General features: G+C 55.6%; 1 pseudogene. It reads left to right on the top strand.

What is annotated here, in order from left to right:
• Positions 1-255: 255 nt before the first annotated feature.
• Positions 256-626 (top strand): annotated as a pseudogene (locus tag KDH83_RS31160) (transposase); the annotation flags it as partial.

Raw genomic sequence — 626 nt, forward strand, 5'->3', positions numbered from 1 at the left:
GCCTTGTAGCTACCGCCGAAGTTTTGCACCCAATCGGAAGCCATCAGTGTCTGGCCATTGATCTGCAACACCGCGTGCATGACACTCTTATGTTCAGCTTCGGAAAACTTTTCAGCGTCCAGGGCTTCTCCATAGGTGCTCTGATGCACGATGGTTCCGCCGAACAGCTTGGCGTAGAACGCGATAGCGTAAGCTCCCCCTTAAGGTAGACACCAGCCGGTAGAATTTCGGAGCCTCCCTGAGTCGGAGATTCCCTTGAAGAAAAGTAGATTTGCAGAGAGCCAGCTCGTTGCAGTGTTGAAGGAGGGCGAAGCCGGCATGCCGGTCGCCGAACTGTGCCGCAAGCATGGCATCAGCAACGCTACGTACTATCTGTGGAAGAGCAAGTACTCTGGTGTTCAGGTGTCCGAGTTGCAGCGGCTACGCGAGCTGGAGGCTGAGAACGCCAAACTTAAACGCATGTTTGCTGACTTGGCGCTGGAGAACGCGGCGATCAAGGACGTCTTAAATCGAAAATCCTGACGCCGTCGGCCAGGCGCGAGGTGGTCGAACAGCTAGTGCAAACCAAGCTTTCAATCACGCGCGCTTGTCAGATTGCCGGCCTTTCGCGGGCGGCGTACTACAAG

This window comes from Achromobacter sp. Marseille-Q0513 (genome assembly GCF_018195695.1).
Classification (GTDB): domain Bacteria; phylum Pseudomonadota; class Gammaproteobacteria; order Burkholderiales; family Burkholderiaceae_B; genus Achromobacter.